Below are 14,308 nucleotides of genomic sequence, written 5' to 3' on the forward strand. Positions count from 1 at the left end.
TTGTGGAGCTAGCGGAAGGCGACGGGGACGTCGCCCTGTAGACCCCACTGGGTCGACGAGGTGGTGCCGGAGGCGCTGTCCTTGACGTACCAGACGCCGTTGGACGGCCGCCAGACCGTGTAGTCGTCGCGGGCGTCGTCGGTGAAGTCACCGGAGACCGGGACGTCGCCCGCGAGGCCCCACTGCGTGGCGGTGGTGTTGCCGGTGGCGCTGTCGTAGACGTACCAGACGCCGTTGGAGGGTCGCCAGACGGTGAAGTCGGCGCGGCCGTCGCCGGTGTGGTCGCCGGGGACGGGGATGTCGCCGACCAGGCCCCACTGGGTGGCGGTGGTGGCGCCGGTGACGGCGTCCTTGACGTACCAGGTGCCGTTGCTCGGGCGCCAGACCACGTAGTCGGTGGCGCCGTCGCCGTTGACGTCCTCCGCGGCGGGCACGTCGCCGCCGGTGCCCCACTGGGTCGACGACGTGGCGCCGGTGACGCTGTTCTTCACGTACCAGACCCCGTTGGAGGGTCGCCAGACCGTGTAGTCGCCGCGCCCGTCGTTGGTGTAGTCGCCCGCGGCGGGCACGTCGCCGCCCAGGCCCCACTGGGTGGCCGAGGTGACGCCGGTGATCCGGTTCTTCACGTACCAGACGCCGTTGCTGGGCCGCCAGACCGTGTAGTCGCTGCGGCCGTCGCCGGTGTAGTCGCCGCTGACCGGGACGTCACCCGCCAGCCCCCACTGGCTCGACGCGGTCACCCCCGACTGGGTGCGGCGGTACCAGGTGCCGTTGGACGGCCGCCACACCACGAAGTCGTTCTGCACGGCCGTCGTGCCGACCTCTTCCGCCGCCGCGGGCGCGCCCGTCAGCGCCACCGCGCCCGCCACGAGGGCCAGCGCGCCCGCCACCGAGATGGATCTGAGTCGTCTCATTTCTCGCTCTCCGTGCTTATCGCCGGATGTCCGGTGAATCCGGACGGCACGAAGATAGGGGCGCGGGAGTCTCGGTGGGCCACGGTCGAAATGCCCTAACACCACCGTGTCCGCTGATTCCCCCGAATATCGCAGCGGTGGCGCACACCCTGTTCCCGGTCGCTGCCTCAACCGGGTGGGGTGGGCGGCCGTCCGTGATGCGGTGTCTTTCCTCCCTGGTGGGCGGATTTGATCACCCACTGTGGACTCTTGATCGGCTCCCGTGATCCGCTCACCGGTCCTTTCCTTGGGGATTCCGCAATTGTTGCGGTGACGGAGATACTCCGCGATCGGGTCGATTAGGCGGAATCCCGCCCGCCTAAAGGGTCGTGCGCTATTTTGCCCCTATCGCCGAATGTGACACCGCTCCACTGTGAATTCCCGTTTTCCGCGACGAGAGGAACACCCGGTGCGACTCCCCGCCAAGACGTATCTCCCGGCCGCGCTCGGACTGGTCGGGGTGACCCTGCTGGCCCTGCTGGTGCCGTCCGCCACCGCCGACCCCCGCGCCACGGGCGCGGCCGACCTCGCCGCGAGCACCCCGAGCCCCGGCAACCCCGACCCGACGGTCCCCACCACGTCGAACCCCACATCGACCTGGATCCCCAACACCACGTGGGCACCCAACCCGCCGTGCACCACTACGACCACCCCGACCCCGCCGCCGCAATCCGGCCCGACCGGCCCCCGCCCGACAGCTCCCACGCTGCCGCCGACGACCCCCACCGCGCCCACGCTGCCCCCGTCAACCCCGACCTTGCCGCCGTCGACCCCCACCCTGTCGACGACCACCCCGCAGTCACCGACGGTAACCAGCGTCCCCCACCCGCCGGGTGAGAACATCGCCCGCGGCGGCTACGCGGCCGCCTCCTCGAGCTTCCCCGGCTACCAGCCCGCCCGCGTCAACGACGGCAACACCGACACCGCCCTCAGCTGCCTCACCAGCTGGACCAACGACGCCGCCCAACCCGTCACCGACTTCCCCGCCTGGGTCTCCGTCCGCTGGTTGTCCCGCCGGTCGGTGAGCCGTGTCGTGCTCTGGACCACGGTCAGCTACGAGCTGCGAGACTTCGACGTGCAGGTCCTGAACCCGAGCGAGACCTGGTGGGACACCGTCGCCACGTACAACTACAACCGGGCGACCCTGCTCACGGTCCGGTTCACGGCCCGCGAAACCCGCGGCGTCCGCGTCCTCGCCAAGGTGGGCCCCTCCCACCAGCCCGCCTTCGCTCGGATCAACGAGATCCAGGTCTTCAGCCGCTGACCCCCGTGGCACCCGACCCCGTCGGGTGCCGCTGTCCCACCGATCGACCAACGCCGGTTCCCGTGCCGAGGCCCGCTCGGTCGTGCCCCGGGTCCTTGGTTGGTTCGCTGGTGGCGGTTCACCCGTGCCCGGGCCTTCGACCGTTGCCGGGCCGCGCACCTCTCGTGCGCGGCCCGGCAACGACCGTCTAGGCCTCGGGCGCGGTGTCGCCGCGGGCCTTGCGGCGCTGCTCCTCGGCACGCTCACGGCAGCGGCGCAGGAACTCCTCGTCGGACGCGGCGTCGGTGGCGGCGAAGCGGCCGGGCCGGTCGTACTCCGGGAAGGACGATGCCTGCCGTTCGTACGCGCCGCGCGAGCGGTACACCGTCGGGCGTTCGGTTTGCGGTCTGCCCGCGACGAGCCAGAGCACCGACCCGACCAGCGGCAGGATCAGCACGATCAACAACCAGCCTATCTTGGGCAGGTTCCTGGTCAGCCCCTCCGGTGTGGTGATCACGTCCACCAGGCAGAAGATCCACAGCCCCATGGTGAACAGGCCGAAAAGGCCCCCGAAGTACAACATCGAACATCACCCCCATGATGGATAGCGCGGCACATCGTAGGGCAGGCCCACGCACCCCCGGCCGGCGGTTGCCGGTCGGGAGCGGCCGAGGGGCTCTCCAGGTGCGCGCGGGTGCAATCGGCCGTTGTGGCCCGACTCTTGTGAGTACGAGCACAACCCCCCGGCGCACCCTTGGAGGCCACGATGACCGAGAACGAGATGTCCGCCCTGCGTGACGTGGCCGACCGCGCCGTCCTGTTCCACGCCGGCGTGTGCGGCGGGCCGACCGGCTACCTGTGGGCGTCCGCCGAGGGAAGCCCCGCGGGCCGATTGCCCCAGTGGGAGGCCGACGCCCTCACCCTCCTCGTCCGCCGCGGCCTCGTGCGCGTCGAGGCCAAGGCCGGTGCCACCCGCCCGGACCCGGTCCGCCTCACGCCGACCGGCGCCCGCCTGTTCGCCGCCTGAGACCCACCGTCGGGCCGGTGCCCCTCGCGTCGGGGGCGAGGCGCACCGGCCCGACGGTCCACCAACCCAACCCACCCCCACACCTCCCCACGAACGGTGACGTACGGTCACCTGCCTTACCGGGCCAACCAGCCGCTACTGGCACCCGGTCCGCTTGCCGGCAGATCGGGCTCGGCCCGTTCAAGCACGTCGCCCGCCGGACCTCCGCCCGACCCGCCGCGGAAGCGGCCTGTCCAGCCGATCGCGGAGCCGTGCTCGATCAATCCCTTGGTGCCGGGTCGACCGGCTCGCCGCCGGCCCTCGGTTCGCCACTCCGTGCGGCCGCCCCCGCCCAACGCGGAGCCCTGCGCGATCCACCCCTTCCTGCACCGGCTCGCCTGCCGGTATCTCCGCCCTGCCGGTATCTCCGCCAAGCCCGCCATCCGAGCGCCTGGCCCAGCCACTCTCGCGATGGCCCTCGGTCTTGTGCCGGGTCCACCGGTTCGCCGCCACCACTCGGGCGATTAGCCCTGTCCATCGCGGGCCCAGCTCGGTCTGTCTCCTTGTTCTGTGGCTCGCCCGCCGGTATCTCCCAAGTCCGCCGCGCGAGTGCTTGGTCCAACCAAGTCGCGCGGTGGCGGTCGGTCCGGTTCCTTGGCGTGTCGGGTCTATCGGTCCGCCACCACTCGGGGGGGGGGGGGGTAGCCCTGTCCATCACGGGCCCAGCTCGGTCTCTCTTCTTGTTCTGTGGCTCGCCCGCCGGTATCTCCCAAGTCCGCCGCGCGAGTGCTTGGTCCAACCGGTCGCGCGGTGGCGCTCGGTCCTACCCTTCGTGTGCCGGGCCCGCCGGTTCACTGCCGGCGGATCGTTCTGTTGCCACCGGGGTGGCTGGCTTGGCCGATCGTTGAGGCCATGGTCTGCCCGTGCTGTTCGTGTGTCGGGCCTGGCGACCCGCCGCAGGCCCGGTCGTCCAGCTCGCTGGTTGAGTGGCCAGTCAGCTGATCGCGTGGTCGTGTTTCGTTCTGGGCTATCGGTTCGCCGCGGCTCTGTCGTTCTGTCTGCCGCTCGGGTGGCAGGTCTATCCGATCTCGGGGTGGCGGTCGGTCTTGGCTGCTGCGCGTAGGTTCCGGCTCGGTTCGCTCTGCGAGTGGGTGGTGGCCTGCTCCGAACGTGGCCGGTTGGCCGGAACCGGTGGACCGGAATGTCGTGCTGGGTAGTTGGTCTGGTCCATTGTGGCTACCGTCAAACCGCCTACCGTGTGAACGTGGTGGGGTGGTTCTGTGGTTGGTGGGGTGGATCTGCTGGAGGGTGCTTGCCTTTGGGGGCGGTCGACCCGGCCCGGCGATGAACCACTGGGGCTCGGTTCGCCGGGACAGGTCCGGCCACCTTGGCGGGGGCGGTGCACCCCGGTCGACACAGCGGGGCGGTGTCGCGTCGACCGGGGGCTCCGCTACGGCCCGACCACCGGATGGGGGTAACTCAAGGGGCGCGGTGGTCGAACCGTTCCCGACCACGACAGGCGTGGCCGGGGGTCCACGCCGTACCCGCCGCCGGGCTCTCCGACGTCGTTGGCAGAGAGCTCGGCGGCGTGGTCGTGGCGGCCGTTGGTGGCAGGTCGTCGACCGCCGGGCATGCCCGCGCGGCGGCTGCCGACAAGTTGCCGCACAACCGGTCCGCGCACGGGTCCGTGCGATCACCCGATGACCGCCGGGAGGCGGGGCATCGACCGAATCCATGGTGATCGCGGCGGTCTGGACCACGGCACGCGCTCGGCCCGACGTGGTGGTTGAGACCGGTTCTCGAGGTCCGTGTGCAGCGGACCCCGGCCAACTGGTCCAACCAGTGGTCCGGCCACAGCCGGACCACGGCGATCGAGCCGACCACGCGGAAACCGGTTGGTCTGCTCACGAGCCGGGTCGATCGCGAACCGCGTGGTCGGGACGGTCACGGGTCTTGTGCGCCGGGCCGAACCCGAGGCTGCTCAGCGGTCGTTCGAGGTGGGGGACGGCGGTCTGGACCACCGCTTGGGCGCGGGTGATGGTGTGTGGCGGCGGCGCGCACGGGTGTGCTCCGGTGTGCCGCAGGCACCCTTGCCGATCGGCTCGCCCTGCCCGGGTGTCGGCTCTTGTCCTCCTTTCGCGGTCGGTCGTTCGAGTTCCGAGGTGAGCAGGAAGTACTGCTGCGCCACGACCCACACCGTGCAAGCGCCCCCGCGCAGCCCGCGGCCGCACAGCGGGCACCGGCCCCGGTGGTCCGGGCGGTGCAGTGCCAGCAACGCCCGCCACGACGCCGACAACCTGCTCACTTCCACGTCGGCCAGCGACATCCGCGAGCTCAGGTCGCCGCGGGCCACCACGGTGTCGAGCCGGTCGAGGTGCGCCACCGCCGCCCGCCAGATCGCGTCGCGCCGCCCTCGGGCGCGCCCGGCCCTCATGAGCCCGACCTGACCGACGGCCACAGCCGCGGCCGCAGGTCCGGTGGGATCAGGTCCTCCAAGCGCACGTCACCGCTGACGGCGAGGTCGGCGGCGGCGCGGAAGCGGGCGCACGGCCACTTCTCGGTCGAGCACAACGGGCAGATCATCGGGCGGTCACGGGTGGGGAGGTGCGCGGACAGCTCGTCGACGGCGGTGGACACCGTGCCCACGGGGCTCTCCACCGCCACGATCACCGCCCGCGTCTCTCGCCTCATGGTCATCTCGTCTCCGTGTCGGGGGTTCCCGGTCGGTGTGGGGAGTTTCCGGTTGCGGTCCCTCGACTTTGCGGTAGCCGGGCGGTGTCCGGGAAGCGGCAGACCCATCGCCTTGACCGATCGCTGCGGTGATCGGCGGGGCCGATCGGTTTGACCGATCGGTCCAGTGCGTCGGGCCGATCTGCCTACTACCGTGGCGGAAGACCGGTCTGGAGGACACATGAACGTCCTGCCCATCCCGCACCCGATAGACCCGGCGACCTGGGAGCGGCCCGCGATGCGGGACGCGCTCGCCCGACGGGACATCGGCGAGGTCTTCCGGCTGTTGGGGACCAGCGGGGTGTCCCAGCGTCGCATCGCGGCGCTCACGGGGCAGAACCAGTCCGAGGTCTCCGAGATCGTGAAGGGCCGCCAGGTCCAGTCCTACGACGTGCTGGCCAGGGTCGCCGAGGGGTTCGGCATCCCGCGCGGGCACCTGGGCCTGGCGCACACCGACGACACAGCCTTCCGCCCCGTGGGGCGGCAGACCCCGCTCGGCGGAAAGGAAGATGACCCGATGGAGCGTCGCGCCTTCCTCGGTCTGGTCAGCAAAGTGGTGGTGGGTGCCGGTCTCACGCCCGCCGAGCACGACATGCTGTCGATCTCCCCCATCGATACCCCCACACCCCGGCGCGTCGGCACCACCGACGTCACCAGATTGCGCGCGCTCACCGGGTCCCTGCGCGCCTACGACGCCGCGCACGGCGGTGGCTCCTGCCGCGACGCCATTCTCGCCCACACCCGCTGGGCGGAATCGCTGCTCGACGCCACACACGCCGACCACGTCCGGCCGGAACTGCTCTCCGCCGTGGCTGAGGTGAAGACCCTCGCGGGCTGGGCGGCGCACGACCTGGGCCGCCCGACGGAGGCGCGCCGCTACCTGTTGCAGGCGGTGCAGGACACGCAAGCCGCGGACAACACGGGCCACGCCGCGATAGTGCTCTACCACCTCGGGCGCGTGCCGCTCGACAACGGCGACCCCGGCGACGCCCTCAAGGTGTTCCAACTCGCGCAGATCCCCGCGAAGGCGTCGCGCTCCGCCGCGACCGTGGCGCTGCTGCTGGCCAACGAGGCCCTCGCCTACGCCTCGCTCGGCGACCCCGGGCAGGCGATGACGGCGCTGCGCCGCGCGGAGGACGAGTACGCGCACGCGACGGACCACGAGCAACCGGAGTACCTGGAGTTCTTCGACCAAGGCGCGTTGCAGACCCACATAGCGCGCACGCACACCATTCTCGGCCTCACCGACCCGACGCACCGGGTCGCGGCCATCGACCACCTGCACGACGCGCTCGCCCAGGCGCCCGCCGACCGGTGCAGACAACGCGCGTTCAACCTGTCCTGCCTGGCCACCTGCACCCTCGCCGAGGGCGACCTGCCCGCGGGGGCCGCGATCGGCCGGGAGGCGTTGGACGCCATCGCGGGTCTGCACTCCCCACGCCTGCTGGCCAGCCTGCTCCCACTGCACGCCCAGGCCCGGCGCCACCCCCACCACAGCGACCTCCGTCAACTCGCCCACGATATCCACCGCCTCCGCACGGCCGTCTGATGTCCTTTGTGCACTGACGCGTCGCCGCGCGCTAGCCCGCCCGCCGGGCCCGCGCGTCGGCCTCCCGAGCCGCGTGTTCCAGCCTGTCGCGGTAGTCCCGCCACCAGTCCGGGTCGCCGCCGGGCATGTTGTCCCGGTCCACCTGCAGGCCGACCGCGCCGTCGATGGTCTCGCGCAGGATGTCGGCGTGGCCCGCGTGCCGCTGCGTGTCGACGATCATGTGCACGAGGACGCGGTGCAGGCTGGTCTCCGCGCGGTCGGGGGACCAGTGCGGCACGCGGCCGAGGGTGTCGAGGTCGTTGGTCGCGATCGTGACGTCCGAGTGCGCGGTGACCGCCTTGTAGAGCCCCACGATGTCCGCGCGGGTCTCGTCCGGCGTCGCCCACATGTCGGCGTTGTCCTCGTACTCCTCGGTGAGCCACGCGGGGCCGTCGAACGGCCTGCCGAACGTGGCGCCGAAGTACGCGGACTCGCACGCGGCGACGTGCTTGACCAGACCGAGCAGGTTCGTGCCGGTGGCCGTCATGGGGCGGCGGACGTCGTACTCGGACAGCCCGTCGAGCTTCCACAGCAGCGCGTCGCGGCCGTCTTGCAGGTATCGCTGGAGATGTGCCTTCGTCTCGTTCATGTTCGAAGCGTCCCACCGGGCGCCGACACTTTTCCACAACGTATCGGTCACGGTGCCTGTTCAGTCCTCAGTGGATAGTCGTTCGGCGGGTCCGCTCGATGCCTTCATCGTGGGGATCCGCGTTGCCTTGTCACCCGGTCGAGTGGACCTTGGCCGCGGAACGCCCTGATGGGTGGCAGCCGGACCCGGAACTGTCGGTGCCCTCGGCCACCCTGGCACCAACGAAGACGAAACGAGTTGGGGGAACCCATGACCATGACCAAACCCCGAGCCGGGGCCAGACGCGCCGAGCCGCTGGCGGAGCTGTCGGCGCCGTCCTGGTTCGGCCACGCCGACGAGGTGATCGGCGCGAGCCTGGGGAAGTTGTTGCGCTCCCTGCCCGCCGCGATGGCGATGGTCGGCCGCACCGCCTGGCGCGCGGACCGGCGCGCGGTGCTGCTCGGCTTCGGCGCGCAGGTCGTGTCCGGGCTGGTCACCGCGCTCGGCCTGCTCGCTGTCACCGGCGTGCTCACGTCCCTGTTCGTCGCGGGGCCGACACCGGACCGGCTCTCGGCGGCCGCGCCGTCCCTGGCGGTGCTGGCGGCCGCGTACGCGCTGCGCGGCGTGGCTGATACGGCGGTTTCCGCGGCCACCATGCGGTTGCGGCCGAAGGTGCGCCACCAGGTGGAGCGGGACCTCGCCGAGGCCATCTCGCGGATCGACCTCGTCACCTTCGACGAACCCGACTTCCACGACGACCTGGCGCGGTCCCGCCACGGCGGCATGGACGCCGTCGACACCGCCACGCTCCAGGCCGTCGCGGTGGTCGGCGGGCTCGTCTCGCTGGCGTCCACGGCGGCGACGGCGGCGTTGCTGCACCCGTTGCTGCTCCCGGTGTTGCTGCTGTCGGTGGTGCCGGAGACCTGGGCGACGGTGCGCACGGCGCGGTTGGAGTACGAGTTCGTCGCCACCATGATCGAGACCCGGCGGCGGCGGTCGCTGATCACGGACCTGCTGGCGTACAAGGAGTCCGCCGCGGAGGTCCGGGTGTTCGGCGCGCAGCCGTTCCTGCTGGACCAGCACGACCGGCACTCGCGCGTGATGGAGCGCGCGCAGATCGAGTTGGGGGCCAAGGAGACGCGGGTGGCGTTGGCGGGCCGCGCGTTGTCGGGGCTGGGGATCACGCTCGCGTACGTGACGTTGGGCTGGCTGCTGTACACGGGCGCGACGCCGCTGGCCGTGGCGGGTGCGGCGCTGTTGGCGATCCGCACGGTGCGCGCGTCGTTGACGCAGGTGGTGCTGGCGGCCAACCGGTTGTTCGAGAAGTCGCTCTACATCTCGGACCTGCTCGCGTTCTTCGCGCGGGCCCGGCGGCGCACGCCCGAGGTCACGGGCCGGTCCGCGCCTGTCGACCCGGAGGTCGTGTCCCTGCGCGGGGTGTCGTTCACGTACCCGGGTGCTTCGCGGTCCGCGCTCGCGGACATCGACCTGACCATCCGCCGGGGAGAGGTGGTGGCCTTGGTGGGGGAGAACGGCTCCGGCAAGTCGACACTCGCCAAGGTGCTGGCCGGGCTGTACCAACCGACAGCCGGGGCGGTGTGCTGGGACGGGGTAGACCTGTCCACGGTCGACCGGGGTTCGGTGGCGGACAACGTCGCGGCGGTCATGCAGGAGCCGACGCGGTGGCCGCTCACGGCGCGGTACGCGGTCACCCTGGGGAGGCCCGACCGACCCGACCCAGGGGACCGGTACCTCGACCAGGTCGCACGGGACTCGGGTGCGGACGCGGTCGTCGACACGTTGAGCGACGGGTGGGACTCGTTGTTGACCACGAGGTTCCGCAACGGCCACGACCTGTCCGGTGGGCAGTGGCAGCGCCTCAGCGTCGCCCGCGCCCTGTACCGCGACGCGCCGATCCTGATCTGCGACGAGCCGACAGCCGCACTCGACGCCCGCGCGGAGGCAGCGGTGTACGAGTCTTTACGCACACTGCAATCAGGGCGCACGGTCGTCCTCATCACCCACCGCCTGGCATCGGTCCGCCACGCCGACCGCATCGTCGTCATGCACCACGGCCGCGTCTTGCAGGTGGGCACCCACACTGAACTGATGGCGTCCAACCCCCACTACGCCGACCTGTACAACCTCCAAGCCGACTCTTACCGCGACGACCCGGCAGGCGAATCGGCACTCGGAGGGCAGACAGTGGCCTGAGGACGACCCTGTCTTAAGAGAGCGCCGCTATGCCGGGACTCGCGTAGTGGCGCGTGTGTGCGGTAGGTGGTGGCGGACTAAGACCGTGTCCTATATGGCGATTTTGAGGAGTCGTTTCCAGCGGAGCATGGCGGCGGTAAGGTCGAGGTAGGCGAGGTGGTTGCGTGGAAGCCTTTCGTGGCACGGGGAGCAGTCGTCGGTGGCCGGTGAGCCGGGACGGGGTGCGTTCGATGGCCCAACGGTGTCGGCCCAGGCGCTGGGAGGACTCGACGCCTTGGCGGGCGATGCGCACCCCGATCCGCTTGCCTCGTAGCCACATGAGCGGTGTCCAGCAGTACCCGGGACAGGTCGATCAACCCGGTCTCACCCGTTGTGTCGAGCACCGCTCGATGCGGACGAGCCCACACCCGCCCGAGCCCAGATCACGAACCTGCGGCGCACCGTCGACGTCGACGCCCTGAAACACGGCGGCAACGCCCGCCACGCACACCCCGACACCAACACCTACACGATCGCCGCGAACACGTCCTCATCATCGATGTTCTGCGTCCCACCACCTTGCGGGCGCACTCCCGAGGGCGGCAGCAACGGCCGCGCCACCTCCCACGACCCCTCCGGAACGATCCACGACCACCGACCCTCAACCATGATCAACTCACGGCGTGCCGCCACGTAGGACGCGGTCTAAGACCGTGTCCAACATCGTGGTGTGTCGTTGAGTTGATCATGGGTTCTTGAGGGATCGTTTCCAGCAGAGGATTGCCGCGGCCAGGTCGAGGAAGGCCAGGTGGTTGCGGGGATGTCGTTCGTAGCGGGGTGTGAGGCGGCGGTGGCCGGTCAGCCACGACATGGTGCGTTCGATGGCCCAGCGGTGACGACCAGTCGTTGGGAGGAGTCGATGCCGCAGCGGGCGATGCGTGCCAGGATGCGGTGGCGGCGCAGCCAGTTCCGAACCTCGGCACTGTCGTATGCCTTGTCCGCGTGGAGTTTGCGGGGTTTCCAGTGTCGACCGCGGTCGGGGCGGTGCCGCGACAGCAGGGCGGTGATCATCGGTTTCAGGCCGTCGATGTCCGGGGTGTTGCCACCTGGGACAGCGGTGACGAGAGGCATTCCGGTCCGGTCGGACAGGATGTGCACCTTGGTGCCGGGTTTGCCTCGGTCCACGCATTCTCTCCAGGATTTCCGGTGCAGGCGCGCGAACACCTCGGTCCTTGCCCAGATCGTGAACCGGCGGTGCGCCGTCGACCTGGCCGCGCCGAAACACGGCGGCAATGCTCGCCACGCACACCCCGACACCAACACGTACACAATCGCGGCGAACACCGCCTCATCATCGATGTTCCGCACCCCACCACCCCGCGGCCGCACCCTCGCCGCGGGCAGCAACGGCCGGGCCACCTCCCACCACCCCTCCGGAACAACCCACGACCACCGACCCTCAACCATGATCAACTCAACGACGTGTCGCCATGTAGGACACGGTCTAAGGCGGCGGTCAAGGTGAGAGGAGCCCGTGTCTCATTCAACGTGGTGGCAGCTCGTTGGGATGACTCGTCGGTCGGCTTTGGATCGTCCTGTTGGGATTGTGGGCCAGCGCAGCCGCTGTCTCACGTAGCCGTGTCCGGGGGTGCCGTCTCCGGGTCGGTTGTGGGCTGTTCCACTGTGGAGGAAGTGTCGACGGCGGGGAGGGTGAAGACCATGCGGGTGCCCGGGGTGTGGGCGGTGTCGAGGTGGATGGTGCCGCCGTGGTGTTCGATGATCTTGCGGCACATGGCCAGGCCGATTCCCGTGCCCGGGTAGGTCTCCTTGGTGTGCAGGCGTTGGAAGATGGCGAAGACGCGGTCGGCGAATTGCGGGTCGATGCCGATTCCGTTGTCGGTCACCGAGAAGGTCCAGTGGTCGGCCTCGCGGGTCGCGGAGAGGTGGACTTCCGGGGCGGTGGTGCCGCGGAACTTGACGGCGTTGCCGATGAGGTTCTGGAACACCGAGGTCAGCAGCGGGGACTCGCCGCGGATGGTGGGGAGTGGGTCGATGGTGACCGTCGCGCCCGCGTTCTCGATGCTGTCCGCGAGGTTGCGGGTGGCCTGGGTGGCCAAGGTGGTGGCGTCGAGGTCGCGGTGCTTGGTGGTGTGCCTGCCGACGCGGCTGAAGGCGAGGAGGTCGTTGATCAGGCCCTGCATGCGCTTGGCGCCGTCGACGGCGAAGCCGATGTACTGGCGGGCGTTGTCGTCGAGCTTGTCGGCGTAGCGGCGCTCCAGCAGCTGGCAGAAGCTCGCCACCTTGCGCAGCGGCTCCTGCAGGTCGTGCGAGGCGATGTAGGCGAACTGCTCCAGTTCGGCGTTCGACCGCTCCAGTTCGCGGCGCGTGGCGTCGAGTACGGAGTTGCGCTCGTTGGCCTGGTCGAGTTCGTCGACGATGCGCCGCCGCATCGCGTCGACGTCGTGGCCGAGCGAGGCGATCTCGCGCGGTCCCGCCACGGTGACCTCGTGGCCGAACTGGCCGTCGGCGACGCGGCGCACCTGGTCGGTCAGCCTGCTCAGCGGGCGCACGACGGTAGTGGTGAACGAGATGACCGCGCCTACCACGACCACCAGCAGGGTGCTCAGCGCGATCACGCAGGTCAACGCCAGGCGGGAGGCGGAGTCGTTGAGCGCGCCCCTGGCCTCCGCCCTGGTCACCTCGATGTCGCCGACCAGCCGCGACAGGGCGGCGCGGACGTCGTCGAACCGCTGTCGCCCGGTCTCGGCGGTCGGGACCGGGGCGCCGCTGCCCACGGCCGCGATGGCCGGGTCGGCGTAGTCGGCGCGCCACCGGTTCAGCGCGCGGTCGACCCCGGCCAGGTCCTCGCCCAGGTGCGGGATGTCGGTGACCGCCCCGGCGACGAGGTCGCGGGCGGCGCGGTAGCGGGCGAAGCCGTCGCCGTACGGGATCAGGAACTCGTCGCGGCGGCTGAGCACGAAGCCGCGCAACCCGGTCTCCTGGTCGACCGCCGCCGTCTCCAGTCGCTGGGTGGTCACCACCGCGGGCCCGATCCGGTCCAACAGCCGCGCCCGGGCCGTGCTCAGGTCCGCGATGGCGATGGCGACCCCGACGATCGACCCGATGAGCACCAGCACGACCACGACCGACGCCGCGACCCACCGCTGCCGCAGCGACCACCGCCCCTGCGCGACCTCCGGTACCGGCGGCACCCCCACGGACTCCACGACTGGCGACTCGTTCATCGGCTCCGACTCCCCGGGCGGACAGGTTCGGCATAGTTGATCACGCGAACGGCACCGCCGCCCGCACCGTCGCGGGATCGTAGTGCCACGGGGCGCGAGGTGCGCCCGCGTCTGCTGGGTGGCGGGCCGGACTGTCCGGTTGCGACGGTGCCGGGCCGGGTATTCCCTGGTCGTCGCCGGCGGAAGGAGTCGACCATGCGCAACCGGGCGCGGTTCGCGGCGCACCCGATGCTCATCGTCTTCCCACTGGGACTGCTGGTCACGGCCGTCGTCCTCGACGCGCTGCACTACGTCACCGGCGGCCACGACTTCGCCGTGTCCGGCGCCTACACCACCGCCGCCGGGGTCATCGGCGGCTCGTTCGCCGCGATGTTCGGCTGGGTCGACTGGTTCTCCATCCCACCCGGCACCCGCGCGCGGCGGGTCGGTCTGCTCCACGGGCTGATCAACGCGGCCATGCTCGCGCTCTTCGCGGTGAGCTGGATCCTGCGGCTGAACGAGGGCACCTGGCAACCGACCGGCACCTCGGTGATCCTGGCCCTGGTCGGCCTCGTCCTAGCCGTCCACGGCGGCTGGCTAGGCGCCGAACTCGTCGAGCGGCTGGGTGTCGGCGTCGACGAGGACGCCGGTCTCGACGCCGCCAGCCCCCTCAAGCACACCGCCCGGCCGTCTCCCCGCCTGAGCGGCACCTGACGGGGCTAGCCGCGCGCCGGATGGAGAACTCGCCGCAGAGCGCTCGAACGTCTTGATCATGGGTTCGAGCTGCGGATGTGGGCGCGGGT

Annotated in this window: 11 protein-coding genes and 2 pseudogenes; 5 read left to right on the forward strand and 8 right to left on the reverse strand. The window is 70.8% G+C overall.

Translation table 11 applies throughout. The annotated features are described in order from the left end of the window. Window positions 1–8 precede the first annotated feature (8 nt). Window positions 9–914: a VCBS repeat-containing protein gene (locus V5P93_RS14615; RefSeq protein ID WP_146107874.1), complete on the reverse strand. Its 906-nt coding sequence runs from the start codon at window positions 912–914 to the stop codon at window positions 9–11. Window positions 915–1,362: 448 nt separating this feature from the next. Here V5P93_RS14615 and V5P93_RS14620 point away from each other — a divergent pair, with 448 nt between their 5' ends. Beyond that, the gene (locus V5P93_RS14620; RefSeq protein WP_104476019.1) at window positions 1,363–2,217 is read left to right on the forward strand and encodes a hypothetical protein; all 855 of its coding nucleotides are present in this window, start codon (window positions 1,363–1,365) and stop codon (window positions 2,215–2,217) included. Between the two features lie 187 nt (window positions 2,218–2,404). On the opposite strand, the gene V5P93_RS14625 is transcribed toward V5P93_RS14620, so the two are convergent. Continuing rightward, entirely contained in the window at window positions 2,405–2,779 is a 375-nt protein-coding gene (locus tag V5P93_RS14625; RefSeq protein WP_104476021.1) for a PLDc N-terminal domain-containing protein, read from the reverse strand. Between the two features lie 183 nt (window positions 2,780–2,962). Between V5P93_RS14625 and V5P93_RS14630 the strand changes: the two genes are divergently transcribed. After that, window positions 2,963–3,223 carry a hypothetical protein gene (locus V5P93_RS14630; RefSeq protein WP_181043255.1) on the forward strand — a complete coding sequence of 87 codons (261 nt, stop codon included), beginning with the start codon at window positions 2,963–2,965 and terminating at the stop codon, window positions 3,221–3,223. Window positions 3,224–5,183: 1,960 nt separating this feature from the next. Here the strand turns inward: V5P93_RS14630 and V5P93_RS14635 are convergent. Both V5P93_RS14635 and V5P93_RS14640 read right to left on the reverse strand, forming a co-directional pair. Further along, entirely contained in the window at window positions 5,184–5,636 is a 453-nt protein-coding gene (locus V5P93_RS14635; RefSeq protein WP_146107875.1) for a hypothetical protein, read from the reverse strand. Beyond that, window positions 5,633–5,899, reverse strand: coding sequence for a hypothetical protein (locus V5P93_RS14640; RefSeq protein WP_146107876.1), 267 nt, complete (start codon window positions 5,897–5,899; stop codon window positions 5,633–5,635). The genes V5P93_RS14635 and V5P93_RS14640 overlap by 4 nt, the downstream gene beginning before the upstream one ends. 214 nt (window positions 5,900–6,113) lie before the next feature. Here V5P93_RS14640 and V5P93_RS14645 point away from each other — a divergent pair, with 214 nt between their 5' ends. Then, window positions 6,114–7,481 (forward strand): helix-turn-helix domain-containing protein, encoded by a 1,368-nt coding sequence (locus tag V5P93_RS14645; RefSeq protein WP_104476025.1) that lies wholly within the window; start codon window positions 6,114–6,116, stop codon window positions 7,479–7,481. 31 nt (window positions 7,482–7,512) lie between these two features. Here V5P93_RS14645 and V5P93_RS14650 read toward each other — a convergent pair whose 3' ends face one another. Next, window positions 7,513–8,109: a DinB family protein gene (locus V5P93_RS14650; RefSeq protein WP_104476027.1), complete on the reverse strand. Its 597-nt coding sequence runs from the start codon at window positions 8,107–8,109 to the stop codon at window positions 7,513–7,515. 255 nt (window positions 8,110–8,364) lie between these two features. Here V5P93_RS14650 and V5P93_RS14655 point away from each other — a divergent pair, with 255 nt between their 5' ends. Continuing rightward, window positions 8,365–10,302 carry an ABC transporter ATP-binding protein gene (locus V5P93_RS14655; RefSeq protein WP_146107877.1) on the forward strand — a complete coding sequence of 646 codons (1,938 nt, stop codon included), beginning with the start codon at window positions 8,365–8,367 and terminating at the stop codon, window positions 10,300–10,302. A gap of 90 nt (window positions 10,303–10,392) precedes the next feature. Here V5P93_RS14655 and V5P93_RS14660 read toward each other — a convergent pair. The 3 genes and pseudogenes from V5P93_RS14660 to V5P93_RS14670 all read right to left on the reverse strand — a co-directional run bounded on the left by V5P93_RS14660 (window position 10,393) and on the right by V5P93_RS14670 (window position 13,526). Then, window positions 10,393–10,950 (reverse strand): annotated as a pseudogene (locus tag V5P93_RS14660) (transposase). Window positions 10,951–11,026: 76 nt separating this feature from the next. After that, window positions 11,027–11,748: pseudogene (locus tag V5P93_RS14665) on the reverse strand (IS5 family transposase). Between the two features lie 161 nt (window positions 11,749–11,909). Further along, complete coding sequence (locus tag V5P93_RS14670) at window positions 11,910–13,526, reverse strand: ATP-binding protein (protein WP_104476031.1); 1,617 nt, start codon at window positions 13,524–13,526, stop codon at window positions 11,910–11,912. A gap of 195 nt (window positions 13,527–13,721) precedes the next feature. Here V5P93_RS14670 and V5P93_RS14675 point away from each other — a divergent pair, with 195 nt between their 5' ends. Continuing rightward, a complete protein-coding gene (locus V5P93_RS14675) occupies window positions 13,722–14,219 on the forward strand; it encodes a DUF2231 domain-containing protein (protein WP_104476033.1) in 498 nt (165 codons plus the stop codon). Window positions 14,220–14,308 lie beyond the last annotated feature (89 nt).

Source organism: Actinokineospora auranticolor (assembly GCF_041897805.1).
GTDB lineage: Bacteria > Actinomycetota > Actinomycetes > Mycobacteriales > Pseudonocardiaceae > Actinokineospora > Actinokineospora auranticolor.

What these genes read in the sequence shown, in the direction of transcription:
- V5P93_RS14640 (WP_146107876.1), bottom strand. Translation starts at nt 5,899, where the DNA reads ATGACCATGAGGCGAGAGACGCGGGCGGTGATCGTGGCGGTGGAGAGC.
- V5P93_RS14625 (WP_104476021.1), bottom strand. Translation starts at nt 2,779, where the DNA reads ATGTTGTACTTCGGGGGCCTTTTCGGCCTGTTCACCATGGGGCTGTGG.
- V5P93_RS14635 (WP_146107875.1), bottom strand. Translation starts at nt 5,636, where the DNA reads ATGAGGGCCGGGCGCGCCCGAGGGCGGCGCGACGCGATCTGGCGGGCG.
- V5P93_RS14650 (WP_104476027.1), bottom strand. Translation starts at nt 8,109, where the DNA reads ATGAACGAGACGAAGGCACATCTCCAGCGATACCTGCAAGACGGCCGC.
- V5P93_RS14645 (WP_104476025.1), top strand. Translation starts at nt 6,114, where the DNA reads ATGAACGTCCTGCCCATCCCGCACCCGATAGACCCGGCGACCTGGGAG.
- V5P93_RS14630 (WP_181043255.1), top strand. Translation starts at nt 2,963, where the DNA reads ATGACCGAGAACGAGATGTCCGCCCTGCGTGACGTGGCCGACCGCGCC.
- V5P93_RS14675 (WP_104476033.1), top strand. Translation starts at nt 13,722, where the DNA reads ATGCGCAACCGGGCGCGGTTCGCGGCGCACCCGATGCTCATCGTCTTC.
- V5P93_RS14615 (WP_146107874.1), bottom strand. Translation starts at nt 914, where the DNA reads ATGAGACGACTCAGATCCATCTCGGTGGCGGGCGCGCTGGCCCTCGTG.
- V5P93_RS14670 (WP_104476031.1), bottom strand. Translation starts at nt 13,526, where the DNA reads ATGAACGAGTCGCCAGTCGTGGAGTCCGTGGGGGTGCCGCCGGTACCG.
- V5P93_RS14655 (WP_146107877.1), top strand. Translation starts at nt 8,365, where the DNA reads ATGACCAAACCCCGAGCCGGGGCCAGACGCGCCGAGCCGCTGGCGGAG.